At 36.8% G+C, this 25,481-nt stretch carries 20 protein-coding genes; 8 read left to right on the forward strand and 12 right to left on the reverse strand.

Annotated features, from left to right (window positions below; all coding sequences use genetic code 11):
- Positions 1-16: 16 nt before the first annotated feature.
- On the forward strand, positions 17-1,201 hold the full coding sequence (locus tag DSM03_RS10490; RefSeq protein WP_128760470.1) for an aldose epimerase family protein: 1,185 nt from the start codon (positions 17-19) through the stop codon (positions 1,199-1,201).
- Between the two features lie 52 nt (positions 1,202-1,253).
- Here DSM03_RS10490 and DSM03_RS10495 read toward each other — a convergent pair whose 3' ends face one another.
- From DSM03_RS10495 to DSM03_RS10510, 4 genes are all read right to left on the reverse strand, one after another.
- The gene (locus DSM03_RS10495) at positions 1,254-1,829 is read right to left on the reverse strand and encodes a YdeI/OmpD-associated family protein (protein ID WP_128760471.1); all 576 of its coding nucleotides are present in this window, start codon (positions 1,827-1,829) and stop codon (positions 1,254-1,256) included.
- A gap of 2 nt (positions 1,830-1,831) precedes the next feature.
- A complete protein-coding gene (locus tag DSM03_RS10500; RefSeq protein ID WP_128760472.1) occupies positions 1,832-3,457 on the reverse strand; it encodes a M1 family metallopeptidase in 1,626 nt (541 codons plus the stop codon).
- Between the two features lie 46 nt (positions 3,458-3,503).
- Positions 3,504-4,853, reverse strand: coding sequence for a M28 family peptidase (locus tag DSM03_RS10505; protein ID WP_128760473.1), 1,350 nt, complete (start codon positions 4,851-4,853; stop codon positions 3,504-3,506).
- 179 nt (positions 4,854-5,032) lie between these two features.
- The gene (locus DSM03_RS10510; protein ID WP_128760474.1) at positions 5,033-7,237 is read right to left on the reverse strand and encodes a bifunctional alpha,alpha-trehalose-phosphate synthase (UDP-forming)/trehalose-phosphatase; all 2,205 of its coding nucleotides are present in this window, start codon (positions 7,235-7,237) and stop codon (positions 5,033-5,035) included.
- Positions 7,238-7,346: 109 nt separating this feature from the next.
- On the opposite strand from DSM03_RS10510, the gene DSM03_RS10515 reads away from it, so the two are divergent.
- Complete coding sequence (locus tag DSM03_RS10515) at positions 7,347-9,158, forward strand: glycoside hydrolase family 15 protein (RefSeq protein WP_128760475.1); 1,812 nt, start codon at positions 7,347-7,349, stop codon at positions 9,156-9,158.
- Between the two features lie 68 nt (positions 9,159-9,226).
- Here DSM03_RS10515 and DSM03_RS10520 read toward each other — a convergent pair whose 3' ends face one another.
- On the reverse strand, positions 9,227-10,300 hold the full coding sequence (locus DSM03_RS10520) for a hypothetical protein (RefSeq protein ID WP_128760476.1): 1,074 nt from the start codon (positions 10,298-10,300) through the stop codon (positions 9,227-9,229).
- A gap of 138 nt (positions 10,301-10,438) precedes the next feature.
- On the opposite strand from DSM03_RS10520, the gene DSM03_RS10525 reads away from it, so the two are divergent.
- The 4 genes from DSM03_RS10525 (at position 10,439) to uvrB (ending at position 17,258) form a co-directional block, all read left to right on the forward strand.
- Positions 10,439-11,338 (forward strand): ABC transporter ATP-binding protein, encoded by a 900-nt coding sequence (locus DSM03_RS10525; RefSeq protein ID WP_128760477.1) that lies wholly within the window; start codon positions 10,439-10,441, stop codon positions 11,336-11,338.
- A gap of 3 nt (positions 11,339-11,341) precedes the next feature.
- Positions 11,342-12,172 carry an ABC transporter permease gene (locus DSM03_RS10530; protein WP_128760478.1) on the forward strand — a complete coding sequence of 277 codons (831 nt, stop codon included), beginning with the start codon at positions 11,342-11,344 and terminating at the stop codon, positions 12,170-12,172.
- A gap of 117 nt (positions 12,173-12,289) precedes the next feature.
- A complete protein-coding gene (locus DSM03_RS10535) occupies positions 12,290-15,007 on the forward strand; it encodes a T9SS type B sorting domain-containing protein (protein WP_128763139.1) in 2,718 nt (905 codons plus the stop codon).
- A gap of 250 nt (positions 15,008-15,257) precedes the next feature.
- Complete coding sequence (gene uvrB, locus DSM03_RS10540) at positions 15,258-17,258, forward strand: excinuclease ABC subunit UvrB (RefSeq protein WP_128760480.1); 2,001 nt, start codon at positions 15,258-15,260, stop codon at positions 17,256-17,258.
- Position 17,259: 1 nt separating this feature from the next.
- Here uvrB and DSM03_RS10545 read toward each other — a convergent pair whose 3' ends face one another.
- Both DSM03_RS10545 and DSM03_RS10550 read right to left on the reverse strand, forming a co-directional pair.
- Entirely contained in the window at positions 17,260-17,979 is a 720-nt protein-coding gene (locus tag DSM03_RS10545; protein ID WP_128763140.1) for a LytR/AlgR family response regulator transcription factor, read from the reverse strand.
- A complete protein-coding gene (locus DSM03_RS10550; RefSeq protein ID WP_128760482.1) occupies positions 17,972-19,027 on the reverse strand; it encodes a sensor histidine kinase in 1,056 nt (351 codons plus the stop codon). Before DSM03_RS10550 ends, DSM03_RS10545 begins: the two co-directional genes overlap by 8 nt.
- 186 nt (positions 19,028-19,213) lie before the next feature.
- On the opposite strand from DSM03_RS10550, the gene DSM03_RS10555 reads away from it, so the two are divergent.
- Positions 19,214-19,555: a MotA/TolQ/ExbB proton channel family protein gene (locus tag DSM03_RS10555; protein ID WP_236638763.1), complete on the forward strand. Its 342-nt coding sequence runs from the start codon at positions 19,214-19,216 to the stop codon at positions 19,553-19,555.
- A 76-nt stretch (positions 19,556-19,631) separates the two neighbouring features.
- Here the strand turns inward: DSM03_RS10555 and DSM03_RS10560 are convergent, their stop codons facing one another.
- From DSM03_RS10560 to DSM03_RS10580, 5 genes are all read right to left on the reverse strand, one after another.
- Positions 19,632-20,690 carry a nucleoid-associated protein gene (locus tag DSM03_RS10560; RefSeq protein WP_128760484.1) on the reverse strand — a complete coding sequence of 353 codons (1,059 nt, stop codon included), beginning with the start codon at positions 20,688-20,690 and terminating at the stop codon, positions 19,632-19,634.
- Positions 20,691-20,773: 83 nt separating this feature from the next.
- Positions 20,774-21,298, reverse strand: coding sequence for an IS1096 element passenger TnpR family protein (locus DSM03_RS10565; protein ID WP_128760485.1), 525 nt, complete (start codon positions 21,296-21,298; stop codon positions 20,774-20,776).
- A gap of 33 nt (positions 21,299-21,331) precedes the next feature.
- The gene (locus tag DSM03_RS10570; RefSeq protein WP_128763141.1) at positions 21,332-22,363 is read right to left on the reverse strand and encodes a COX15/CtaA family protein; all 1,032 of its coding nucleotides are present in this window, start codon (positions 22,361-22,363) and stop codon (positions 21,332-21,334) included.
- A gap of 44 nt (positions 22,364-22,407) precedes the next feature.
- Complete coding sequence (locus tag DSM03_RS10575; RefSeq protein WP_128763142.1) at positions 22,408-23,835, reverse strand: CCA tRNA nucleotidyltransferase; 1,428 nt, start codon at positions 23,833-23,835, stop codon at positions 22,408-22,410.
- Between the two features lie 95 nt (positions 23,836-23,930).
- Entirely contained in the window at positions 23,931-24,518 is a 588-nt protein-coding gene (locus DSM03_RS10580) for an L-threonylcarbamoyladenylate synthase (protein WP_128760488.1), read from the reverse strand.
- 102 nt (positions 24,519-24,620) lie between these two features.
- Between DSM03_RS10580 and DSM03_RS10585 the strand changes: the two genes are divergently transcribed.
- The gene (locus DSM03_RS10585) at positions 24,621-25,409 is read left to right on the forward strand and encodes a glycosyltransferase family 2 protein (protein ID WP_128763143.1); all 789 of its coding nucleotides are present in this window, start codon (positions 24,621-24,623) and stop codon (positions 25,407-25,409) included.
- Positions 25,410-25,481 lie beyond the last annotated feature (72 nt).

The following is a 25,481-nucleotide window of genomic DNA, read 5'->3' on the forward strand; positions in this document are numbered from 1 at the left end:
AATCTAATAAAAGAGTATGAAATTAAATAAAAAATTTTTAGTCATTCCAATTGTTCTGGGGATGTCACTTGCTTTGGTAAATTGTAAAAATGATACCAAGAAAGAAGACACTCCTGTCGTGGAAGAAATGGCAGAAGCAAGTATAATCAAGTCCAATTTTGGAATGTTTCAGGACAGTATACCTGTTGAGAAATATGCTTTAGTCAACGCGAATGGAATGGAAGTAGATGTCATCACTTACGGTGGTATCATCACCAGTTTAAAAGCGCCAAGTCAAGACAGTACTTTTCAGGATGTGGTTTTAGGCTTTGATAGCCTGGAGGAGTATGTAGAAGGTTCACCGTATTTTGGTGCAATCATTGGTCGCTACGGAAACCGAATTGCTAAAGGAGAATTTAAGTTAGACGGAGAAACATACACATTACCTGTAAATGATGGGGATAACAGTCTTCACGGTGGAACCGCCGGTTTTGACAAAGTGGTTTGGAATGCCGAAGAAGTAAAAGACGGCGATAACGTAGGTTTAAAACTTACCTACTTAAGTCCTGACGGCGATATGGGATACCCTGGTAATTTAGAAACTACGGTAACTTATACTTTACAGGCAGACAATACATTGATGGTAAAGTATGAAGCGACTACCGATAAGCCTACTGTGGTTAACTTGACTCAACACACGTATTTTAATCTTTCAGGTAATTTTGACAACACTATTTTGGATACTGAAGTAATGATCAACGCAGATCAATACCTTCCTGTTGATGCTGGTCTGATCCCTACGGGAGAGCTGAAATCTGTTGCAGGAACAACTTTTGATTTTAATAAGCCGAAGAAAATTGGTGCTGAAATCAATGCTGAAGACGATCAGTTAAAGAAAGGATTGGGTTATGACCATTGCTGGATTTTAAATGGAACCGGCGGTGAAATGAAACTTGCAGCTACTGCTCTTGATCCTGAAAGCGGAAGGTTTATGGAAATTATGAGCACAGAGCCTGCTATTCAGTTTTACACCGGTAACTTCCTTGATGGTACGCTTACTCAGAAGGATGGTGAAGGCACCTATGCGTATCGTAGTGGTTTTTGTTTAGAAACTCAGCATTATCCAGATTCACCAAATCAAGCTGATTTTCCTTCAACGGTTCTTAAACCCGGGGAAAAATATGAGACTACAACCTCCTTTAAATTTTCGGTACAAGATTAATCTTGAGTTTTATATAATTAAAAGCCCGGTACTAATAAGTATCGGGCTTTTTTTATGAACGCTGCTTAATATTCTCCTCACAAAGCTCAATGATTTGAGTAATACGTTTTTTGCGCGTCTCTTCGCGTTTTGCCTGATTGAGCCAATAGAGGTAACTCTTTCGATAGCCTTTTGAAAAGCCGAGGTAATTGGTGTAAGCTTTAGGGTTTTCATCAAAAGCTTTTTTCAAATCATGAGGGATAATGCCTTTTTCAACATCATCCAGTAAATTCCAGGCGCCATTTTGTTTTGCGGTCTCTATGGCTTCTAGTCCGCTACTGTGCATTAGTCCGGCTTCAGCGAGGTGAGCGACATAATCTTTATTGATTGCGCTCCAGCCGCTGTTAGGCTTACGCTTGCAGAAGTATTGCTTTCGTCTTTTATCGTCAATGGCGCGCACGGTGCTATCGATCCAACCGTAGCAAATCGCAACCTGCACCGCTTCTTGCCAGCGCATGCTTTCTTCTTCACAATCTACTTTATAAAATACAAGTTCTACACCATCATCTAAGTGATGGTTTTCGTGTAGCCAATTACGCCATTCTTCAGTATTTTTAAAATAAATTAGTGGACGTTTGGGTTTAGTCATTGCTAATCTAATTCTTCAGATTCAATATAAAAATTGCGGTCTATTTCAAATTCAGAAATAGGTTCATCAAACGATTTGGTATTCCAGTTTGCAGCAGGGTAAATCCATATTTTTTCTTGGTTTACCATAATCTGAATTGGCATATCAAACCCTTCAACAATATCTGCATAACGGAATTTCAAAGTAGTTCCGTTAATAGTATATTCTAACTCCGGGATCATCGTAGTACGCAAATACTGATTCCAAAATTCGGTAAGATCAATTCCACTTTTTTTACTTATATAATTTTCAACCTGAGCTGTGGTCACGGTTTGATGATAAAATTCTTTATTCAGTCCGCGCAGAATTTCACGCCATTTTTCATCATCTTCGATCAATTGTCTTAAGGTGTGCAAAATATTAGCACCTTTAAAATACATATCCCCACTTCCTTCGTGATCTACACCATACGTACCAATGATAGGGCGGTCATTACGAATAGCATTTCGCATCCCAATGACATAATCTGAAGAAGCCTCTTTTCCGTAGAAGTAATCAACAAATAAGTTTTCAGAATAGGTGGTGAAACTTTCATGAATCCACATATCTGCAACATCTTTATTTGTAATGTTATTCGCAAACCACTCGTGGCCACTCTCGTGAATGATGATATAATCAAATTTTAAACCCCATCCGCTACCAGAAAGATCACGACCTAAATAGCCATTTCCGTAGGCATTACCATATGTTACATTGCTTTGATGCTCCATACCTAAATACGGTACTTCAACTAATTTATAGCCATCTTCATAAAATGGATAAGGGCCAAACCAATGTTCAAAAGCTTCTAGCATTTTAGGGACTTGCTTGAATTGTTCTTTGGCTTTTTTAAGGTTTTTCTTCAGTACATAAAAATTTAAGTCAAGGCTTCCTTTTTCACCTTCATAAGTTTCTGAAAAGTGCGCATAATCTGCAATATCTGCGCTAACACCGTAATTGTTGATAGGATTTTCAACAGCCCAATGAAAGGTTGTTTTATCTTTAATTGAAGTAGAGTCTATGATTTTACCATTACCCACGCCCATCAAGCCTTTAGGAACTGTAATATAGAAATCCAGACCTTCTACTTCGTCATAAGGAATATCTTTGTTAGGCCACCAGATGGACGAACCAATACCCTGATTTGCGTTAGCCGCAAAGGTTTTCCCATTGTTGTCTTCTTGCCAGGTCCATCCACCATCCCAGGGTAAGCGTTTACCAACCACTGGTTTTCCTTCAAATTTTACTTCGAGTTTATTTACAGCATTTTTTTTCTGTTTTGCTTTCAGCGAAATAAAATGGGCTGCTCCATCTTTTTTTACCACTAATTCTTTACCATCTTGAATTGCACTCAAAAGCTTCATAGGCTCTTGCAGATCGATTTGTATCTTTTGGTACGGATCGATCACTTTATAGGTAATAGTATTAGTTCCTGAAATAAATTGCTTACCAGGATCTACATCAACTTTTAAATCGTAATGTGAAACATCCCACCAAGCACGCTCAGGAGTGATACTTCCCTTTAAAGAATCTTGATGTGTGAAGGTTGTTTTTTGAGCTATTGCTGACACAGTTAGCAGTCCAAGTGCCAGAGAAAGTAATTTATGCATGGTGTGTATTTAGAATATGGAATTCAAAAGTTATTCCAAATAATTTCTATCTCATTATATTATTAGGAAAAACTACTGGACTCTCGTGACCATTTGCACCTACCGCTGAAACACCAAAGAATGAATTATCAATTACAATCCCATCTAAAGTTATTTCTGAAATATCACCTACATAACGGCTGTGGTCCCACGTAGGAGATGTAGTATCTCTCCAGTAAACTTTATAACCAAAAGCACCTTCTACTTTAGTCCATTGCAGTTTAACGTCTGCCTCTACAATACCACCAATCTTCACTGTTTTGGGTGCAGGTGGTGCCCAGGCTAAGCTTGCCAGATTAATCGCGTTAACTGCTGTAAGCTTTGCTGCATATGGGAAGTTAACGTGCTCAACAACGTCTCCATATTCAATACCATCTTCCTTACGGATGTCTTGATGCTGTTGTGTATAATTTTCATGAGCTTCCATAATTCTGATTCCGGCGAAGCCTAAATCATTAAAGGGTCTATGATGCCCCCCACGTCCAAAACGGTCCAAACGGTAAATCATCATCGGGTTCATTTCGGGCATATAATCAGAGACATTTTTATGAATATAACGCGCCAATTGGCGAGAATTTCCATCAACTTCACCCCCATAAAAACGACGGGCATTACGCTGTTTTTCAGTTTCGTTGGCCGGTACCGGTTCAGAAAAAATTCTAAAATCCCGATTACTGATTACTCCATCAACACCTTCAATATTACCAATCATATCGTTGTTTAAAATCCCGATGATATCCCAACCTTTTTTAATAGCATACTCTGCCAATCCTTTCCCGCCAAAGAGTCCTTGCTCTTCACCAGATAATCCTACATAAATGATGCTATTCTCAAATTTATATTTAGAAAGCACACGGGCAGCTTCCATAGTCCCTGCCATTCCGCTTGCGTTATCATTTGCTCCGGGAGCATCGGTTGTAAAATCTGTAGCGTCACTTGCGCGAGAATCAATATCACCGCTCATAATAATATAGCGGTTAGGATATTTAGTTCCTTTTTGAATCGCAACAACATTTACCACATATGTTTCTTTAGGAATACGGCTACCCATATCTGGAGTAACCAAATCTTTCTGATAAAACACATCTAGGCAATTTCCGCAGTTTTGAGAAGTTTTTTCAAATTCACCTTTAATGTATCTTCTAGCAGCTCCTATACCGCGTGTATTACTTAAGGTATCGCTAAAGGTGTTTCGGGTGCCGAAACCTGCAAGAGTGCGAACATCTTTTTCTATGCGATCTGCAGATACCGCACCGATTATCCCGTAGATGCGTAAATCTGTTTCTGAAGGGACATTGTTTTGAGCCAGAAGGGCTGTAAAACAAGAAAGAAAAATAAAAGTAAATGTATATTTCATATCAATTGTTAGGATTAAAAAAGGCGAGCAGAAATTTAAAATAAATCTGCTCGCCATAAAAGTAAATCATCTTGGATCAAGCCTACAAGACATTATAAAGAAATAGACCTTGATTTCGATGCAAGACTTAAAAGCGTTAAAAACTTGATTATCGAGTAAATTATCTAAGTATAATTTTATTAGGATGCTGCAAACTTTTTAAGCAAATCACGCACACGGTCTGTATCATCTACATAATATTTAGCTGCTGTTTTTTGTAAACCAACTTTAATAGTAAACGCATCATCAGGTAAATCCTGAAACATGTATTCATCGGTCCAGTCATCACCTATTGCAAACTTAAAACTATAGTCTTTGCCAAAAATATGTTTGGTAACCGCTTTACCTTTATGAATCGTACTGTCTTTAATTTCCAATACTTTGTTCCCGTCTAAAACACCCAACTCATTATTTGCTGAAAGTTCTTTAAGAACATTAGAGAGTTCGCTAGCTCGTTTCTCACCTAAATCTGGATCAGCATTGCGATAATGCCAAGCCAGAGAGTAGTTTTTTTCTTCGATGAACGTACCGGCAGTACGGTCTACAAACTGTTCAAGAATAGGCCGAACCGTATCCATCCAATCGTTTTTAAGATTTTCTGTGACAGCCCATTCACCGCCTACAGGTCTTTTCCAAACACCGTGTTCTGCGATAAGCGTTATAGGTACATCTTGCCACCAGGTTCCTAAAGTATGGCGGTCACGACCGCTTATGATTACTACTTCGGTATTATCTTGATTGTGTATAGTTCTTACTAATTCTATTAAGTCATCGTCAGGGCTGGCATCTTCAGGGTTGTTTACAAAACCTCTTAAAGTTCCGTCATAATCCAAGAAAAGAATGCGTTTGTCTGCTTTTTTATAAGTCTCAAACATTTCATCTTCCTGATCTGCGCGCATACGTATTGCTTTTACAATGTCTGCTTTGTGTGCAGTATCACGTAATGAGGTCATAAAGTCGTTAGCCCATTTTTCTACGTTATATCTTTTTAATCGTTTTTGAAGAAATTTATTGCGTTTGATTTGTTCAGCTTCAGGCATTTCTATTGCTTGTTTTAAAGCATCTGCGATTTCCTCAAAATTATTTGGATTTATAATGAGGGCTTCACTCATTTCTTGAGCAGCACCGGCCATTTCACTCAATATCAAAACACCTTTTTTATCGGTTCTCGTTGCGACATATTCTTTAGCAACCAGATTCATTCCGTCTCTAATAGGTGTCAAAAGTGCCACTTCACAAGTGGTGTATAGATCAATTAGATTTTCAAAAGGCATTGAGCGGTAAAAGTACCAAATCGGTGTCCAGCTTACGGAAGCAAACTTTCCATTAATACGACCTACCAGTTCGTCAACTTCTTTTTTCAATAATTGATATTGTGGAACATTAGATCGGGAAGGAACAGCAAGCATAACCAAGCGAACTTTCTCTTTAAACTCAGGATATTTTTCAAGGAAATATTCATAAGCTCTGATGCGGTTTGCGATTCCCTTACTGTAATCAAGACGATCTATAGAAAGGATCATTTTTGCATCTGGTGTAGAATCTATATGCAGATCGAGACGGCGTTGTAATTCTGATTGATTTTTTGCTGCGTCGTGTTTTGCTGCAGCTTCAGAAAACTTATTATAGTCAATACCCATTGGGTACGAGTTAACCGTTACAATACGATCTTTAAGAGTAATTTCGTTAAAGCTGACTTCATTTCTTAAAATACGAGAAACTGAACTTAAAAAGTGACGCTGATAATCGTAGGTATGAAAGCCGATGAGATCTGAACCTAATAACCCCTTTAAAATTTCTTCTCTCCACGGAAGCGTTCTGAAAACTTCATAAGAAGGAAAGGGAATGTGTAAAAAGAAACCAATTTGTACATCTGGTCGCTCTTTTTTAATAAGCGCCGGAAGCAACATCAACTGGTAATCGTGCACCCAAACCGTATCGCCCTCTTCAATATTATCTAGAACTACCTCAGCATATTTTTGGTTTACGGTAACATAACTTTGCCAGCTTTCTTTTTCAAACTCTGTATATTCCATAAAATAATGGAAAAGCGGCCAAATAGTGCGGTTGGAGAATCCGTAGTAAAAGCCGTCAATATCTTCTTCGGTTAACGAAACAGGTACACATTGTTCTTGTATGGTGGCTTCTACAACTTCATCGCGCAGGTCTGCGGGAATTTCTTCTTCGGTAAGACCAGTCCAACCAATCCAAATACCATTACTGTCGCGGTGAACTGATTTCATCCCCGTTGCTAAACCTCCAACACTTGGAGTTGCTTTAATGGTTTTATTGTCGATTTGTAATTGTAAAGGCAGTCGATTTGATATAATGATAGTTTTACTCATAAAAACAGGTAATCGGAGGGTTAGATTTTTTGTTAATGCTTAAATTTCGGAAAATCGAAGCGGTTACACTAGCCGTTTAATAGAACTTTAGAATATTTTAAAAACTTTCATGGATAATTTAAACTACGGAATCATAGGAAACTGCAAAAGCGCAGCCTTAATATCAGAAAAAGGATCTCTCGATTGGTGTTGTCTTCCCATTTTTGACTCTCCATCAGTTTTTGCGAAATTACTGGATGAAGAAAAAGGAGGTTCTCAGAGTTTTGAAGTGGGGGAGGACTATAAAATCTCTCAAAAATACATGTGGCAGACTAACATTTTGCGTACTATGTATGACAACGGGACTGATGCTTTTGAGGTATTTGACTTTATGCCGCGTTATGAAAAAAGAAGTGGGTCTTTTTATGCTCCACCAGACATCATCAGATTCATCAGATTAGTAAAAGGAGCTCCCAAGTTTGTTTGCAACTACGATCCTAAGTTAGAATATGCCAGTGTAAAAACGATTACTGTAAACAAAGGGGAATATATAGAAAGCTATACCGATGATGGTAAATACGATTCACTCTATTTATATACTAATCTCGAAAAAGAGGATATTCTCAATAAAAAGGCCATAACACTAGAGGGAAATGCTTTTATGTTGATGTCGTATCACGAGAAATTGATGGAACAAACACTAGATCGTGCGTACCTTAAATTTCAGCGTACTAAGGTTTACTGGATGAACTGGAGTGAGGTGACTACTAAATATCCGCTTTATCAAAATGAGATAATGCGTAGTGCACTCACCCTAAAAGCACTCACGTTTGAAAAATCTGGAGCGGTGCTTGCTGCTGCTACAACCTCCTTACCAGAAACTATAGGTGAAGTGCGCAATTGGGATTATCGTTTTTGCTGGGTACGTGATGCATCGATGGTGATACGCGTGATCTCGAACTTGGGCCACACGAAATATGCACATAACTTCTTGCAATTTATTATAGACACCTTACCCGATAAGGATGAGAAAATGCAAATAATGTATGGTATCAATGGCGAAAAGATTTTAGAAGAATATACCCTAGATCATCTTTCTGGTTATAAAGATTCTGCACCGGTACGCGTAGGAAATGCTGCGTACATTCAAAAGCAAAATGATATCTATGGAATTCTGATGGAAGTTATCTATCAGCAATTTATACAGTTTGAGACTACTTTAGAAAACAGTGAAGAGCTTTGGACGGTTGTTCTGGGAGTTATCAAAATTGTAAAACAAAACTGGCGAGAACCCGATAAAGGGATCTGGGAACTACGCACTGAAGACCGCCATTTTACATTCTCTAAATTATTATGCTGGGTTGCGATAGATCGTGCTATTAAAATAGCCGAAGTTTTAAAACGCCACCGGAATCTGGAAGAATGGCAAGCGTTGCGAAAAGAGATTCACGATGATATCTGCGAAAATGCCTGGAATGAAGATATGCAGGCTTATACTCAATATTACGGCTCAAAAGATCTGGATGCGTCTACCTTACTTATGGAACAATACGGTTTTATAGATGCGAAGAATCCACGGTTTGTATCCACAGTTGAAGCAACAGAGCGCGAACTTTGTAAAGACGGTTTGATGTATCGTTATAAGAATGAAGATGACTTTGGAGAGCCTAGCTCTTCATTTACCATTTGTACATTCTGGTTTATTGACAGTTTGTTTAAAATAGGTGAGCGCCAAAAAGCAATCAAATATTTTGATCAATTGTTATCGTATAGCAACCACCTAGGTTTATTCAGTGAAGATATTGATTTTAAAACCAAGCGTCTGCTGGGGAATTTTCCGCAGGCATATTCACACCTTGCCTTAATTGAAACAGCAACGAATTTTGCCAAGTATGGAGGGGAAGAGGAAGAAGAGATTCACTTTAAACCGATTTTGTATTAAAAAGTATACCTATTTATAAAGAATTCAAAACCCCGTATTTACGGGGTTTTGTGGTTTTAAAATCTCTATTAATACCTTGCTTCCATTATACGCTTCATACTTACATCTTCATAATTACGCTTTACAAAAGCCAAAGCAGTTTTTACAATTTGTCCCATAGACTTTGCACGCTTAAATTTCATATCCATCGTGTATTCATATAACTGACTGCGCAGTTGTTTGAGGTTTTTTTCTGAAGAAATTTGGTCTTGCGTCATACATTTTAGTAGACGTCGTAAGCGATTTTTAGAAGTGATAATTCTTTTTGCGAGTACAGCACGTTCTTCTTCACGGTATTGCTCTATAGATTTGTCTCTTAGTCGGTTAGAAACCAGTTCTACCATTCTAAAGTTCTCTTTAAAAATATGTGGTTTATACACTTTAAAATTTCCTTCATAACACTGTTGGTCAAAATCAATAGCGCGTATTTTATACTTAATATGATCAAAATCATGAGTAGGAATCACGACGTAGTTATACGATCGCATATCGCCTAATAACAATATCATACAACGCTCATTAAACTTTACAAACTCTTTAGCCAATTGCGCTTTACCAACATCATCACAATCTTCCAGATAATCTGAAATAAAAACATCACCGGGAATACCCACAATATGTTCTTCTATTAGCGTGTCTTTATAAACCAAAAAATTGATGCGGTTGGGAGATAAAATATGCTCCAGATCTAAACCATAGATTCTGCTTGCATCCGCTTTCTTGACATAGAAATACGTATAGTTGTCGTTGAAAATATTATTGACTTTTATGCGGAAAGGCTTTGAGTTACCGAAAGTGCAATAGTCGATCGATGTAACACTTAAGAAAGGCAATACGTTTTCATTACCATCAGAATGTAAAATAGCATAAACACGCTTCAGGCTTTCTTCAATTTCTTTACGTTCGTGTTCCGGGTAGTATACACTGATCCATAAGGTATCTTTATCATTTTTATCGTAAATATTTATTCCGCCAGAAAAACGTAATAAATCATCATAAAAAACAGGGATCTGTGTAGCTCTGTTATACTTGTTCAAATATTCTTGAAGCTTCTCACCAATGGGATAAGTTGGCTTTTTGCGCGACATTAATTTCTCTTCCATAGATTGCGTATTTATGCTCAAAATCAGACTTTCTAAATATCGAAATAAGTCAGTTTGAATTGTAAAGGTACTAATGTGATGTAACAAAACAGTGGTTCTTCCGTCTTGTTACTGAACGTTAATTCTAAAATTACGCTTTTGGAAACAATTCTTACACTAAATAATCTCACCAAACATTACGGTAAAGTAAAAGCGGTCAATGACTTGAGCTTTACTATTGAGAAAGGCAATGTCTATGGTATTCTGGGCCCTAATGGAAGTGGTAAATCTACCACTTTGGGTATGGTTCTTAATGTTGTGAATGCAACCTCTGGCAATTTTAAATGGTTTGACGGGAGTGATACCACTCACCATGCACTTAAAAAAGTAGGAGCTATTATTGAGCGCCCTAATTTTTACCCGTATATGACTGCTGCTCAAAACCTAGAACTGGTTTGCACGATAAAAGATGTTGATCCCGGTAAGATTGAAGAAAAGTTAGAAGTTGTTCACTTACTGGATAGAAAAGACAGTAAATTCAGCACTTTTTCTTTAGGAATGAAGCAACGCCTGGCAATCGCTTCGGCTTTGCTTAATGATCCTGAAATTTTGATTCTTGACGAACCGACTAACGGTTTGGACCCTCAGGGAATTCATCAAATAAGAGAAATTATAAAAAATATTGCAAGTGGCGGTACCACAATTTTACTCGCTTCGCATTTGCTAGATGAGGTTGAAAAAGTGTGTTCTCACGTTGTAATTATCAGAAAGGGAATTAAACTTTACGCAGGCCCTGTAGAAGAATTAAATGCCAGTCATGGCTTTTTTGAATTGCGTTGCGAAAAGCAACAGGAACTTATCACAGTTCTCGAAGGACATCCTGATTTTACTTCGGTTAAAGAAGAGAACGGTCTTGTAACTGGATTTCTTAAAAACCCTCTTTCTGCAGAAGAATTAAATACATTTTTATTCAATCAGGGATTGGTTCTTTCTCATATGGTCAAACGTAAAGAAAGCCTAGAAGAACAATTTTTACAACTTACTGCCAACCTAAATTAAGATATGCTACGATTACTTACTATAGAATTTTATAAACTAAAACACAGCCGTTCTTCAAAAGTGCTGAGTATCGCTTATTTTGTGATTTTATCATTTATAGCGCTTATCGCTTCAATAGAATTTAATCTTGGAGATTTTCAGATACGTATCGCAGATCAAGGTATTTTTAACTTTCCGTTTATTTGGCATTTCAATACCTGGGTTGCAGCGACGCTTAAATTTTTTCTAGCTATTGTGATCGTTTCGATGATTTCTAATGAATATAGCAACCGTACACTCAAACAAAATTTAATTGATGGGTTGAGTAAGAAAGAATTTATGCTTTCTAAGTTCTATACTGTTGTGGCTTTTGCTTTACTCTCTACACTGTTTATTTTTATAATGACCCTTATTCTAGGTTATTCCTTTTCAGACTACACAGAGTTTAGTATTGTAACTCGAGAAATGGAATTTCTACTGGCATACTTTTTTAAGTTGGTTGGTTTTTTCTCATTCTGTTTATTCTTAGGAGTTTTAGTGAAACGTTCTGCTTTTGCATTAGGGTTTTTATTCGTTTGGTGGATTTTTGAAAACATAACCTACGGTATTTTACGTTGGAAAGGCAGCGCTGAAACAGCAGATGCTATTGTGCAGTTCTTTCCGCTTGAAGCGATGAAAAATCTGATTAATCTACCTTTTCAACGTTTAAACTTTATTGAAACAGCGGCCAACCAGTTACAGGCAGATATCGCTATTGATTATGCTGTACATTGGTATGAAGTAGCAATTGTTTCGGTATGGATATTTTTATTTATTTATGGAGCATATGCTCTGCTTAAGAAAAGAGATTTGTAAGTGTTGAGTTTACCGTTTTAAAGCTTTGCTTTGCCGAAACTATTTCGCTAAACGAAGAATATCATTTAAATTGTAATTGTATTTAAAATAACTACAATCACACGGTCAAACTTTTTAATGCGCAGCATTCCCTTTTTTTTGTTTTTCTTCCTTTCGGTAAGTATCAATGCTTTTTCACAAAGTCAGGCGAATAACTGGTATTTTGGGAATGGAGCTGGCTTAAACTTTAGCACAGCTACACCAACGGTACTTACAGATGGTCAACTTAACACGCTAGAAGGTTGTGCAACAATATCTGATGATGACGGTAATTTACTTTTTTATACCGATGGCATAACTGTTTATGCAGCAGACCATTCTATAATGCAAAATGGGACAAATTTATTTGGAAATCCTTCAAGTACCCAGTCTGCCATAATAATACCCCAGCCCAATACACCGGGTATATATTACATATTTACAGTTGATACTCGAACGCAACCAGATGAAGTAAGTGAGGGGCTAAATTACAGTATTGTGGATTTTAATTCCAATCCTGATGGTGTCGTAACTACAAAAAATAATAAGCTTTTGAATTTCTCTTCAGAAAAACTGAGTGCGGTGATCAAGAGTTGTGTTACTAACAGCGTATGGATGGTAACTTTCTCTAGCGCTAGCGGTAATGAGAATTTATTAAATACTATATACGCATATGAATTAAGTAATACAGGTTTAAATACTACACCTGTAAAATCACAGATAACTGTGGCTGTTCAGGATCCAAGAGGTAATTTAAAATTCTCTCCAGATGGTTCAAAATTGGCAATAGCAAATGCTGCAGATGGATTATTTTTGGCCGATTTTGATCCGAATACCGGAGTAGTTTCTAGTGCTAGTCGTCTTGTGATTAACGGAACAAACTATGCATCTTATGGCGTTGAGTTTTCTCCTAATAATCGTTATTTGTATGTAAGTAGCTCAAATAATGAAGATTCTAGATTACCACCCGGAAACCATTTTTCAACTCTACTTCAGTACGATACCGAAGCTACAGATATATCTACAAGTCAGATTGTGTTAGATGAACAAAGCTATTATCGCGGTAGTTTACAATTGGGGCCTAACGCAAAAATATATAGAGCTTTAAGTACTGCGTATCAAGTGGGCTCTAATTATTTAGGTGTTATTGAAAATCCAAATAGTGCAGGATTAGCAGCCAATTATAATGATAAGGGAATCAATTTAGGAAGCGGCATAAGTTATCAGGGTCTGCCTCCTTTTAATCAGTCTTTATTTAATGAGCTTGATATCATTCAAAATGATCTGGATAGTAAGAAGTTAGATCTTTGCGATGGCAATAATTATACGTTAGGATATGAACCCGTTACAGGAGCATCCTATTCCTGGTACAAAGATGATGTTCTAATTGCTGGTGAGACGGGTTATGAACTTGAGATCACTCAACCTACGGGAGTTACTTTACCTTATACAGAGACGTATGAGTTTAGATTAGATCCTAATGATGGTAGTTGCGAAAAAGTAGGAGTAGCAGAAGTAACGTATTACGCGTATCCACCTAAAAACCCTACAATATTAACTCAATGTGAAGATGCTGCTACTGCAGATGGCTTTAGTATATTTAACCTTACGGAAGCTGAAGAGCAATTAACAGGTAATGATCCAGATTTTACAATTACGTATCACGAGACCTTGAATGAGGCTCAATTGAATTTGAATATATTGGATCCCATAGGTTATAAGAATACAGCACCAACCCAAACATTATATGCTCGAATAGAAAATCCAGCAGGATGTGCAGTTTCGGTAGACGTTACCCTGGTTGTAAGTAGTACTGTTGCAAATTCAGCTTTGCTAGAGGATTGTGACCTCGATGATACCGGCTTTGGAGAATTTGATCTAAGTGAAGCTAATACTCAGGTTTTGAGTGGAATTATAGGAAGTTATACTGTAAATTATTATGCTAGCGAAGAAGCAGCACTGCTTGAAGATGCTAATCTGAAATTGCCAACAATTTATACCAATCAAACACCCTATAAGGAAACCGTTTATGCACGAGTTGAAAATAATAATTCTTGTTTTGCTATTAGTCCGGTTGCTCTTGTATTGATTCCCAGACCAGATTTTAGTTTAGAAGAAGAAGCTATTTACTGCGCTGTAAATTTTCCGGAGTTAGAAACGTATGATCCTGATTATTCTAATTTAGATACATCAAGAACCTACATCTATAAGTGGCTTCCTGAAGGTCAGACTACGCCATACTTGGAAACCAATTTGGCAACTACACACACTTTGAGGATAACCGATGTCGTGTCGGGATGTTTTAGAGAAGAATCAATTACTATTTTGGAAAAAGAACTTGCAGTTATTGAACATATAGAAGTGACAGACGCTACTGAAAATAATACCGCAACATTTACCATTTCAGGAAATGGCGAGTACCAGTTGGCGATAGATAACGAGTTTGGGCCTTATCAGGACGACACAACGTTCTACAATCTTGCTCCCGGCTTTCATAGAGTTTATGTAAGATCTAAAGAAAACTGTGGTATTATTGAACAAGAATTCAGTATCATTGGTTTTTCAAAATATTTTACGCCTAATGGTGACGGTTATCACGACTACTGGCAGATACAGGGAATAAGTGATTTAATACAGCCTAATACAGTCATTCGTATTTTTGATCGCTATGGTAAATTATTAAAAGAACTGAATCCATTATCAGAAGGCTGGGACGGAACTTATATTGGTGAAAATTTACCGTCTGATGACTATTGGTTTCGAGTTTTACTCGAAGATGGTCGGGAATTCAAATCGCACTTCACTTTAAAACGCTAAATAGTTCTTTTATAAATTTTAAGTTAATCCTAAGATAGCGAGACTTTACCTTGACCTTCAAATAGTTTAATTTTACGTAAGAACCGAGATTCAAAACATTTCTTGTTTTATTGGCACCGCCAAAGAGTTCAATACCCTGAGGCTTGCCACGAAATTGAAAATTTGTTTCTAACGAATGTTTTATGGGCTTTCCACGAGGTAGTTTATAAAAAAATTAAGAACTCGTAATCAAGTTTAAAACTGCTATACTTTGAAATTTAAGATACAATCAGAATTTAAGCCTACAGGAGATCAGCCATCAGCAATAAATCAGCTGGTGGGCGGTATTGACGCTGGCGAGCGCTACCAGACTTTATTAGGTGTTACTGGTAGTGGTAAAACCTTTACAGTGGCAAATGTCCTACAAGAAGTTCAAAAGCCTACATTGGTTCTGGCGCATAATAAAACATTGGCCGCACAGCTCTACAGTGAGTTTAAGGCTTTTTTTCCTGAGAATGCGGTTGAGTATTTTGTGTCTTATTATGATTATTATCAGCCGGAAGCTTATATCCCAACTTCAGGAACATATATAGAAAAAGATCTTTCAATAAATGAAGAGATCGAAAAATTACGACTGAGTACAACCTCCTCGTTACTATCTGGGCGTCGTGATATCATCGTAGTGGCTTCGGTTTCTTGTTTATATGGTATCGGTAATCCGGTGGAATTTCAAAAGAATGTTATTGCTCTAGAGCGAGATATGGTAATTTCTCGAACCCAATTACTGAAACGTCTCGTGCAAAGTTTATACAGTAGAACCACTGCTGAATTCAATCGGGGTAATTTCCGCATAAAAGGGGATACGGTAGATATTTACCCGGGATATGATGATCATGCATTTAGGGTGCATTTTTTTGGTGATGAGATCGAAGAAATTGAAGCTTTTGATATAACCACAAATGAAATTCTCGAGAAATACGACCGCTTGAATATTTACCCTGCAAATATGTTTGTGACCAGTCCAGATGTACTACAAGGAGCTATTGATCAGATAGGCTTTGATATGGTAAAGCAGGTAGAATATTTCAAAGAAATTGGCAAACATTTAGAAGCAAAGCGGCTGGAAGAACGAACTAATTTTGATCTGGAAATGATTCGCGAACTCGGCTACTGTAGTGGCATTGAGAACTACTCGCGCTATCTGGACGGGAGAGAGCCAGGAACACGGCCTTTCTGTCTTTTAGATTACTTTCCTGATGATTATTTGATGGTGGTTGATGAAAGTCACGTAACCGTTTCTCAAGTAAGTGCGATGTATGGTGGTGACCGAAGCCGTAAAGAAAATCTTGTAGAATATGGATTTAGGCTTCCTGCAGCGATGGATAACAGACCTTTAAAATTTGAAGAATTTGAAGCCTTACAAAATCAGGTGATTTATGTGAGTGCAACACCGGCAGACTACGAATTGCAAAAATCTGAAGGAACTTACGTAGAGCAAATTATAAGACCTACCGGACTACTTGACCCAATTGTTGAGGTGCGTCCCAGCTTGAATCAAATAGATGATTTGATTGAAGAAATACAAAAGCGGGTTGAAAAAGATGAACGTACTTTAGTTACTACACTTACTAAACGTATGGCTGAAGAGCTTACCAAATATTTGACGCGTGTAGATATTAGAACGCGGTATATACACTCTGATGTAGACACATTAGAGCGTGTAGAAATTATGTCTGACTTGCGTAAAGGAATTTTTGATGTTCTCGTAGGTGTAAACCTTCTACGTGAAGGACTGGATTTACCTGAGGTTTCGTTAGTTGCTATCTTAGATGCAGATAAAGAAGGTTTTTTGAGAAGTAACCGTTCTTTAACTCAGACTATTGGTCGCGCTGCACGTAATATAAATGGACTCGCGATTATGTATGCTGATAAAATTACTCGAAGTATGCAAGAGACCATTGATGCATCAGAATATCGCAGACAAAAGCAAATCACATATAATGAGAAGCACGGATTAAAACCAATGGCTATAAAAAAGTCACTGGATAGTGCTTTAGCTAAGAAGGAAAAATTCAAGTTTGAGGCAGAAGAACTTACCAATATGGCAGCAGAACCAGACACGGCTTATATGAGCAAACCGAAGTTGGAGCAGTTGATACGCGATACCCGTAAGAAGATGGAAACCGCTGCGAAAGAGCTTGATTTTATGGAAGCGGCAAAATTACGCGATCGTATAAAATCATATCAGGAGCAGGTTAAGGAACTGGCTTAAACTACTCGTACTTTGTCAAAAATTTTAAAACGGAATCTCGATAGCTTCGGCTTATGGGTAATGTTTTTGACTTGATCTCTATATGTTCTGCGGTGTAAGCTTTAATTGCCGAAGCAGCGATTATAAAAGAGCGGTGTATGCGTATAAATTGGTTTACGGGTAACTTTGCTTCAAAATTAGAAATCGTTTCTCGGGTAACGTGAGTCTGTGTTTGGGTATGAATTTTAATGTAATCACTCAGACTTTCCACATAAAGAAGTTCGCTAAAATCAATCTTAATCATTTTTCGATCAGAACGTATAAACACAAAGTTATTGGCGTCTTCCTCTGCAATTATTAATTCTTTTTGTTGTTGCTCAACATTTTGTCCCACACATTTATAAACGGCCTGCAGCAACCGGTCAAATGAAATAGGTTTCAATAAATAATCTACCGCCTGAAGTTCAAAACCCTCAACTGCATACTCGCGATGAGCTGTGGTAAAAATGAGTTTGGTCTCTTTCTGAACAAGTTTTCCTAACGACAAACCTGAAACTTCAGGCATATTGATGTCTAAAAAGATTATGTCAACCGTATTTGTCTTCAAAAAGTAAAGCGCTTCCAATGCATTTTTAAATTCTTCCTCAATGTGTATTAACGCGATATTTTTGAGATGAGTTATCAAAATTTCGCGTGCAGTGGGCTCGTCATCTACGATTATAGCCTTGAGTGGTTTACTCATGAAGATTGATTTTTAATGTTGCAACAAATCTGTTTTTAAATCTCCTTGTTTCTAATTCGTAATGATTTGGGAATAAGAGATCCAGTCGTTTTCTGATATTTTCTAAACCTATACCGTTTTGATGATTATCTATATTTTCAGAGATCATGGTGTTTTCAATTTTGAAATTCAGATGTGAATCTGAAACTTCAAAATCGATCCTGATCTTTAGTTTTCCGTTTAGAATATTTCCGTGCTTAAAGGCATTTTCAACAAACGGAATAAAGAGCATAGGCGGTATACTGCAATTTTTTTCTATTTCGTTTTTATTGATAATCACTTCTAACGTATCCTGAAAGCGAATTTGCTCCAGACTGATGTACTCTTCAATATGATCTAATTCTTGTTGAAAAGACACTTGCTTTTCTGAAACCTGATACAAAATATAATCAAGCAGATTAGAAAGTTTTAAGATGATTTCTGGGGTTTGAGTTGATTGTTTCAGCGCAAAACCATAAATCGTATTGAGTGAATTGAATAAAAAATGCGGGTGAATCTGTTTCTTAAGATAGCTCAGCTCTTGTTCTTTTAAGTGAAGTTGGGTGTCAAGAATTTTGTTTTCGAGTGTTTTGTTGCGGGAAATGGTATTAAAATTATGATTGAGTATGTATACAAAACTGACCAATCCTACAACGAGATAAATCAAAATCAAAATAAAGGGTAGGTTTCGGCTCATTACAGGTGTGTTTTCTAATTTAAGATTTGAGATAAATAAGAAACTTCCGATCATTGTTACTGTAGCAAGAAATGCTGTAAAAATCAGTACATATACTGAGTATAGTCCAAAAAGCCAATACCGTTTTTGCATCAGATAGTTTGGGATGAGGTAATAAACTGTTGCATATGTGGTAAGCATTGTAAGTGGAAGCAGAATGCTGGAGAACCACGTTACATAAAGTGAATTTGTGGTATTGTAGCTAAAAAAATAGACGAAAAAAAACCAAACACCTATCCATAACACCGTATGTGTAGCAAAAATGCGCGTCTGATTAAATTTCAACAAATCCATAAGCGCAAGATGCTAAAAATGCAGGAAATTTTGACGTTTTTGAGACGAATGGCTGAATTTAGTCCTGTTTTTACATGGTGCTTTAAGATGTTAAATCCCTTTAAATACATGTCATTGGTCGCTAATTAATTTTAGATAGTATAAAATCTGATAGTTTTGAGCTATAATCTTTTAAACAACTAAATTATGTTAGACAGAATTCAAGAAGGCGGTCCTTTTTTTATGTGGCCAATAGTTATTGTATTTATCATACTTGTAGGGCTATTTGTAAAGCAATTGATCACCAAAGGAGATAAGGCACACACGATTACCTTACTGAGCAATATAAGCCTGTTTATATTGAGTTGGGGAATTTTGGGGAGTGTGATTGGCTTAATAGAAGCATTTGATGCTATTGATTCTATGCAGAACGTTTCTCAGGGAATGATGGCTGGCGGCCTCAAAGTGGCTTTTTTATGTACTGTATTTGCTCTGGTTACGTTTATTTTCGGTCGCTTGTTTATCCTGATTCTCAATCTCAAAAAGTAATTCTCATTCATCAATCAAAAATGAAAAAGCCGAATCTAATTGTAGATTCGGCTTTTCTATTATTAATTTTAAATCTTTAAGATTTTTGTTCTTTATTAAAATAAACCAGATAATAATACATCTGTCTTTCTTCGTCCCATCCTTTTTCTACAAATTTCTCTGCACTTTCAGGATTAACAAAATCTAGTTTTATCTGAATGTTAGTGTCTAATTCAATAACGCTTTTAATACGTTTACGTGCACCGGTTACCGCGGTATTTGAAATCGGGAAGGTGGTAAGATCTTCAATTTTATACTTAGGGGCTTTTTCTATTTTATAATTGTTGAATTCCGGGATAAGCGCCGGATTTTCCATCACCTCATTCATGAAATTTTGCTCTACAAACTCATCATTTTTAGCAAAGTGATTTACTGCCCGGTTCATAAACATCACCTCTTCCTTTTTATCTTCTGCAGGTAAAACCACGTCTTTTGCAAAATCCTGACAGAATTTTAAATACTTCTTGGTGTAGAAATTTTCATCAGCAAGAATATCTACTCCTAAGAAATTTTCTAACCAGTATTTAGTATCATATCGGTTAGAATCTATAGAGAGAATTTTATAACCGTTTTCAGAATTCTTATTCAAGATCAGGCAACCTTTGTCTAATTTATTCAGGTTAACGCCTTGTTCTAATTGCATTTTCAGGTTGCTTTCACCTTCCTGAAACTGTAAAAAGTCTTGTTTTAATTCTGATTTAAAGATCCCGATAGCATCAACTTTTTCATTATCTGCCATTACATTTTCAATATGAGCAACATAAACCTCACCCGGTTTTATATGAGGATGGCTAGATTGCTCATAAAGCAATTTTGCAACTTCTATAGAAAGTTCGTGCGATTGAGCAGGATTATTAAAAATGGAAGCAACGAGGTTAGCTAACGAGTGAAACTCCAGATCTGCCTCGTGAACAAATTGATAGTAGTTTTCTTCTTTATCTCTAAAAGGCTTGAAGAAAAACTCTTTAATCAAGGGTGTGATCTCGTCATTAAGTTGATAACGTTCTTTAGAGAGAAACGCCCCTTCGTTACGACTTTTATTACCAATACGGTGTATAGAAAGCGACTCTATCTGAGCCGAATATAAATTGATCATTATTTTGTTGTATTTAGATTTTAAGATTTAGTAGTTAGACTTCTTATGTCTAAAATCTAATATCTATGATCTGAAGTCTATTTTTAGTTCCAGTTTTCGTCAAAGTCGAGGCCATCATAATCTTCAATGTCGTAGTCATCGTCATCCTCAGCAAAAGGATCATCCTCATCAAAATCATCTTCATCGCCAGAAAAATCTGCTTCAGGAGCTTGAGCAGGAATCTGCCCATGAACATACATTAAATTAGGATATGATTTGCCATCTTCAACTTCAGCAATTTCACCAAGTTCTACAAAAAACGTCCACAGATTTAAGAAGTCATAGACATAGATCAAACGGGTCTGATCTTCAGAAAGAACTTCTTCAAGCGGTGTTTCAATCATAGTGCGTAAAGGTGTCTGACCTTCACCCATATCAAAAAGTGCGATCTCTTCGCCCTGACGCCACTCATCGTCACTTATGTAAAATGAAGCCATTTCGGTTCCGTCAAAACCAAAACTCTGCGTGATGCTGTTGTGCAGGTCTTCACAGGTAGCAGTTTGCTCGATCTCGATATCTCTAAAGATATCCTCTTCGGTATCTAAAATGATGCGAAAACGGTAAATCATATTCAAAAATTTTTAAGCGGGTAAAGATACAATTTAGTGTGCAGCTGCCACGGCAGGCTTGGTATTTTCTTTAAAGGCAGTGAGCAAAATATAAAATTGAATGCCAAATAAAACCGAAGCAATTACTAAATGTAGCGGCTGGGTTAAAAACGGAAAGTCAAGATAATACATTAAAATACCGGTTAAAATTTCTATGGAAATTAGAACCACGACCCAATTGAAATTTTTATGACCTAAACCTGATTTTCGATTCTTATAGAATAACCACGCATTTAAAAGAAAAACTATAACCGAAAAAGAGCGATGTAGGTAAAATGAAGCTTCAGGATTCTCAAGCCAAAGTGACTTCGCTGAATAGCCAACCAGATCCACTTGCTCGTCTATATATTGTCTTACTTGTGTTCCTAAAACAATCTGAATCAGGGTTAGCACAATTGCAACCAGCATTCCTGTTTTAAATGATTTACTGAATATAAACCTGTTTTTTAGGTCGGAAGCTTCATAGAGCATGTAAATAAGCAATGCAACAATTAGCAAAGCAATAACCATATGTATGGTAATACGAATAGGAGATAAAACTGAATAGACCACGGTAGCACCGATCCATCCTTGAAAACCAATCATAAACACGGCAAGTAGCGATAACAAAATGCGTTTGGGATTGCGCTCTTTAAAAATAGCAGCGACTAGTATAACGAGAAAAGCAATACCAGCCAGAGCTCCACAAAGTCTGTTTATATATTCGATCCACGTGTGCCACGGGTTGAATATAGCGTAGTCGTGTTTATAGTAACCATTCCAGTTTTGTGGGTTGAAGGTGTCTGCTGTTGTAAAATCGGTCTTGGCAACGCGTAAGGTTTCTTCAACAATAATAACCTGACCTTTTTCAAAAGATTTTTCTGCTTTCCATTGGAGTTCACTAGCGTCAGTAGGAGGAATGATATACCCAAAACATTTTGGCCAGTCTGGACATCCCATACCGCTACCTGTCATACGAACAACCGCACCGGCAATGATTACCAGATAGACAAGAATGAGCGAGACTATGATTGATTTTTTATACACCCGGTTTAAATTATAATAATGTTCTAAATCCTTATTTTCTGAAATTAGCCTACAACTTCAAGTCCCAGATCAGCTCCTTTTTTAAGCATGAATGCGTGAGCTGCCTCATACTCATTAGGAATGTCACCTTCAAGAATTGCTTCTTTGATTGCCTCTTTAATAATGCCTATTTCACGTGAAGGCTTCAGATTGAAAGTCTCCATAATTTCTTCTCCGCTAACCGGCGGTTGAAAATTGCGTAAATGATCGCGTTCTTCAACTTCTCCAATTTTTTGGCGAACCGTCTTAAAATTATTGTGATACCTACGATATCTCTTAGGGTTTTTGGTTGTAATATCTGCCTCACAAAGCATCATTAAATCTTCAAGATATTCTCCAGAATCAAATATTAACCTTCGCACTGCACTATCAGTCACAAAATCTTCAGCGATAACGATAGGGCGTGAACTCATCAAAACCAACTTTTGAACGAATTTCATTTTTTCATTCAAAGGCATTTTTAACCTTTTAAAAAGTTTGAAAACCATTTTAGAACCAACAAACTCGTGCCCGTGAAATGTCCATCCTATTTTTTTATCAAAACGCTTAGTAGGTGCTTTACCAATGTCGTGTAATAAAGCAGCCCAACGCAGCCAAAGATCTTCAGTGTTTTCTGAAATATTATCTACAACTTCAAGCGTGTGGTAAAAATTGTCTTTATGCTTCTGACCTTCTTTTTCTTCTATTCCTTTTAAAGCAGTAAGTTCTGGAAGGATGTACTTTAAAAGGCCTGTTTTTTCTAAAAGTAAAAATCCTTTTGATGGCTTTTTACTCAACATTATTTTGTTGAGTTCGTCTACAATGCGTTCATTCGTAATAATCTTGATGCGTTCTTTGTTTTCAGAAATGGCGTCTAAAGATTTTCGCTCAATTGTAAAATCTAGTTGCGTAGCAAAGCGTATTGCACGCATCATTCTTAACGGATCATCACTATAGGTGATATCAGGATTTAAAGGGGTTCTAATAATCTCACGCTCTAAATCAACAAGACCGCTAAAGGGATCAACCAGATTTGCACGAGTAGCTTTGTTAAGACTTAAAGCCAAAGCATTAATGGTAAAATCTCTGCGGTTCTGATCGTCTTCTAGAGTGCCATCTTCTACGACCGGGTTGCGGCTGTTCTCATTGTAGGACTCTTTACGTGCACCTACAAATTCAACTTCGATATCACCATCGCGTAGCATGGCAGTACCATAGGTTTTAAATACCTGAACTTTGGGTTTATGCGGAAGTAATGAAGCTACTTTTTGCGCAAGTTCAATGCCGCTTCCTACCGCAACAATATCAATGTCTTTAGCAGCACCTCTTTTAAGTAAAAAATCTCTAACATAACCCCCAATCACGTAGGTTTCAAGGTTTAATTCTTCCGAAGCTTGCGTGATTGTATCAAAGATTTTTGGCTTTAAAGCCTCCGGAAAATGGGGAACTGGCATGTATTCTTATTTACTCGGTAATCGAGATTAATATTTCAGGTCAAAACCCGAATTTAAAAATTGACTAATACGATCTTTTGGAATTACCCTTAAGACTATTTGCGTAAAACCTTAACCTGACCATCATTACTCAAGCGTATAATCGTAGAGGATTTGGTCGATTTATGTTTGCGCTGCAAATTTACGATATAGTCTACTCCTTCCAAAATAGGTTGGCTTATTTCGGGGAAGCGCATAGGAGTTTTTTCTCCACTGATATTTGCCGAGGTAGAAACCAATGGTTTACCAAGTTTTCTTATCAGAGCCCGGCAGAATTCATCTTGCACAATGCGAATGCCTAAGGTATTGTCTTCAGCGATTAAATTTTCAGCAATTCGTATAGGATCGTCATAAATGATAGTGGTAGGTTGATCTGCGTACTTTAAAATATTATAGGCAACCTCAGGAATTTCTTCAACAAACTGGTTGAGCATTTTCATATCGCTTACCAGACAAATGAGCGCTTTACTTTCCTTACGTTTTTTAAGCGTAAAAACTTTATCTATCGCCTCAGCATTAGTCGCATCACAGCCAATACCCCAAACTGTATCTGTAGGGTAAAGTAGGAGACCACCGCGTTTTAAAACAGCCAGTGACTCATTCACTTCATTAATTATATTCTGATCGTATCTTTTTTTTGCCATTTTACTTAAAGCTTAGAAGCTGCAAAGTTATTTGTTTAAAGCTTGTTTTTAAAACTAGTTGACCTGTAATTCCTATTTTAGCACATCTAATAGAAATAGAACATGACAGTTGCCTTAATAATTCCTACTTATAATTGGCCTCAAGCTTTAGAAATGATTTTTTTAAGTGTTTTAAATCAGAGTATTTATCCTGATGAGATTTTGATAGCTGATGATGGCTCTGATGAGACTACAAAAGGTGTTATAGAGGAATTTAAAACAAAATTTTGCAATAATGTACATCACATTTGGCAAAAAGACAAAGGTTTCAGAAAATCAAAAATTCTCAATAGAGCCTTGATGGCATGTTCTTCTGATTATATTATTCAAATTGATGGCGATTGTATTCTACACCATAGATTTATTGAGGATCACATCAGGTTGTCTGAAGTAGGAATATTTCTGTACGGTAGTCGGGTGAACATTCAAGAATATTTTATAGACTCATTATTTAAAAAGAAAAAGGTTCGATTTTCTGTATTTTCTAAAGTAATAAAAAAGAGAACAAGAGCATTGCATATCCCTATCCTTAGTAGCGTTTATAAGCCTTTATCTAATTTATCTTCTAAGATTAGGGGATGTAATTTTTCATACTGGCGAGAAGATGCTTTGGCAATTCAAGGTTATGATGAATTTTATACTGGTTGGGGTAGAGAAGATTCTGATTTTGCTGCCCGTTTATTACACAATGGAGTTTTGGGTAAGCGAATAAGATACGCAGGAATTGTTTTTCATATTTGGCATCCTGAGAAGTCACGAGAGAAAGTTGAAAAAAACTCTAGTTATTTTAAGGATGTTTTAGAAAAGAAGCGCATATTTCCTAAAATAGGACTTGGCGATTATCTTAATTGAAAAAACTAGCTTCTTTCTTTAGAAGATCAGTGTTGAGTTCTTGTTTAAATAGAATTACTTTTGTACTATAAA

It is taken from the genome of Leeuwenhoekiella aestuarii, from assembly GCF_004104055.1.
GTDB lineage: Bacteria > Bacteroidota > Bacteroidia > Flavobacteriales > Flavobacteriaceae > Leeuwenhoekiella > Leeuwenhoekiella aestuarii.

What these genes read in the sequence shown, in the direction of transcription:
- DSM03_RS10555 (WP_236638763.1), top strand. Translation starts at nt 19,214, where the DNA reads ATGTTAGACAGAATTCAAGAAGGCGGTCCTTTTTTTATGTGGCCAATA.
- DSM03_RS10505 (WP_128760473.1), bottom strand. Translation starts at nt 4,853, where the DNA reads ATGAAATATACATTTACTTTTATTTTTCTTTCTTGTTTTACAGCCCTT.
- DSM03_RS10495 (WP_128760471.1), bottom strand. Translation starts at nt 1,829, where the DNA reads ATGACTAAACCCAAACGTCCACTAATTTATTTTAAAAATACTGAAGAA.
- DSM03_RS10580 (WP_128760488.1), bottom strand. Translation starts at nt 24,518, where the DNA reads ATGGCAAAAAAAAGATACGATCAGAATATAATTAATGAAGTGAATGAG.
- DSM03_RS10500 (WP_128760472.1), bottom strand. Translation starts at nt 3,457, where the DNA reads ATGCATAAATTACTTTCTCTGGCACTTGGACTGCTAACTGTGTCAGCA.
- DSM03_RS10530 (WP_128760478.1), top strand. Translation starts at nt 11,342, where the DNA reads ATGCTACGATTACTTACTATAGAATTTTATAAACTAAAACACAGCCGT.
- DSM03_RS10490 (WP_128760470.1), top strand. Translation starts at nt 17, where the DNA reads ATGAAATTAAATAAAAAATTTTTAGTCATTCCAATTGTTCTGGGGATG.
- DSM03_RS10515 (WP_128760475.1), top strand. Translation starts at nt 7,347, where the DNA reads ATGGATAATTTAAACTACGGAATCATAGGAAACTGCAAAAGCGCAGCC.
- DSM03_RS10545 (WP_128763140.1), bottom strand. Translation starts at nt 17,979, where the DNA reads ATGAGTAAACCACTCAAGGCTATAATCGTAGATGACGAGCCCACTGCA.
- DSM03_RS10510 (WP_128760474.1), bottom strand. Translation starts at nt 7,237, where the DNA reads ATGAGTAAAACTATCATTATATCAAATCGACTGCCTTTACAATTACAA.
- DSM03_RS10520 (WP_128760476.1), bottom strand. Translation starts at nt 10,300, where the DNA reads ATGGAAGAGAAATTAATGTCGCGCAAAAAGCCAACTTATCCCATTGGT.
- DSM03_RS10575 (WP_128763142.1), bottom strand. Translation starts at nt 23,835, where the DNA reads ATGCCAGTTCCCCATTTTCCGGAGGCTTTAAAGCCAAAAATCTTTGAT.
- DSM03_RS10585 (WP_128763143.1), top strand. Translation starts at nt 24,621, where the DNA reads ATGACAGTTGCCTTAATAATTCCTACTTATAATTGGCCTCAAGCTTTA.
- DSM03_RS10550 (WP_128760482.1), bottom strand. Translation starts at nt 19,027, where the DNA reads ATGGATTTGTTGAAATTTAATCAGACGCGCATTTTTGCTACACATACG.
- DSM03_RS10535 (WP_128763139.1), top strand. Translation starts at nt 12,290, where the DNA reads ATGCGCAGCATTCCCTTTTTTTTGTTTTTCTTCCTTTCGGTAAGTATC.
- DSM03_RS10565 (WP_128760485.1), bottom strand. Translation starts at nt 21,298, where the DNA reads ATGATTTACCGTTTTCGCATCATTTTAGATACCGAAGAGGATATCTTT.
- DSM03_RS10560 (WP_128760484.1), bottom strand. Translation starts at nt 20,690, where the DNA reads ATGATCAATTTATATTCGGCTCAGATAGAGTCGCTTTCTATACACCGT.